This is a genomic window from Burkholderia sp. Ax-1720 (assembly GCF_011753035.1).
Taxonomy (GTDB): domain Bacteria; phylum Pseudomonadota; class Gammaproteobacteria; order Burkholderiales; family Burkholderiaceae; genus Burkholderia; species Burkholderia gladioli.
The window spans coordinates 1-1,207 of the sequence record NZ_VWWK01000435.1 but is presented as its reverse complement, the minus strand read 5'-3'; the positions used below and the strand labels follow the sequence as shown (position 1 = coordinate 1,207).

1 protein-coding gene and 1 pseudogene are annotated in these 1,207 nt (G+C 66.8%); both read left to right on the top strand.

What is annotated here, in order from left to right:
- On the top strand, positions 1–741 hold a 741-nt coding region (locus F3J18_RS37470; RefSeq protein ID WP_240154907.1), incomplete at its 5' end, for an electron transfer flavoprotein subunit beta/FixA family protein.
- A 14-nt stretch (positions 742–755) separates the two neighbouring features.
- Positions 756–1,207: pseudogene (locus tag F3J18_RS37465) on the top strand (electron transfer flavoprotein subunit alpha/FixB family protein); the annotation flags it as partial.

Here is a 1,207-nt window from a genome sequence, read left to right as displayed (position 1 = left end):
CTGGTGCCGGTAAAGAGAGTGGTCGACTACAACGTGAAGGTTCGCGTGAAGTCGGACGGAACGGGCGTCGATATCGCGAACGTGAAGATGTCGATGAACCCGTTCGATGAGATCGCGGTGGAAGAGGCGGTGCGCCTGAAGGAAGCGGGCACGGCGACGGAAGTGATCGCCGTGTCGATCGGCGTGGCGCAGGCGCAGGAGACGCTGCGCACGGCGCTGGCGATCGGCGCGGACCGCGCGATCCTGGTGGAAGCCGGCGAAGGCGTGGAGCCGCTGGGCGTGGCGAAGATCCTGAAGGCGCTGGTCGACAAGGAGCAGCCGCAACTGGTGATCCTCGGCAAGCAGGCGATCGACGACGATTCGAACCAGACGGGCCAGATGCTGGCCGCGCTGGCAGGCCTGCCGCAAGCGACCTTCGCCTCGAAGGTGACGGTGGCCGACGGTCGCGCCACGGTCGCGCGCGAAGTGGACGGCGGTTCGGAAACCCTGGCGCTGACGCTGCCGGCGGTGGTGACCACGGACCTGCGCCTGAACGAGCCGCGCTACGTGACGCTGCCCAACATCATGAAGGCGAAGAAGAAGCCCCTCGAGACGGTGAAGCCGGAAGACCTGGGCGTGGACGTGAGCCCGCGCCTGAAGACGCTGAAGGTGTCGGAGCCGCCCAAGCGCGCGGCGGGTGTGAAGGTGGCCGACGTGAAGACGCTGGTCGAGAAGCTGAAGACCGAAGCGAAAGTGCTGTAAGGGGAGACGAGAAGATGACGATTCTGATCATTGCCGAACACGACAACGCCACGATCAAGGCGGCGACGCTGAACACGGTGGCGGCCGCGCAGAAGATCGGCGGCGACATCCACGTGCTGGTGGCGGGCGGCAACGCGCAGGGCGCGGCCGACGCGGCAGCGAAGATCGCCGGCGTGGCGAAGGTGCTGCTGGCCGATGCGCCGCAACTTGCCGAGGGCCTGGCGGAGAACGTGGAAGCCACGGTGCTGAACATCGCGAAGGACTATTCGCACATCCTGGCGCCGGCCACGGCCTACGGCAAGAACGTGGCGCCGCGCATCGCGGCGAAGCTGGACGTGGCGCAGATCTCGGACATCACGGCAGTGGACAGCGCCGATACCTTCGAGCGCCCGATCTACGCCGGCAACGCGATCGCGACGGTGCAGTCGAGCGATGCGATCAAGGTGATCACGGTGCGCTCGACGGG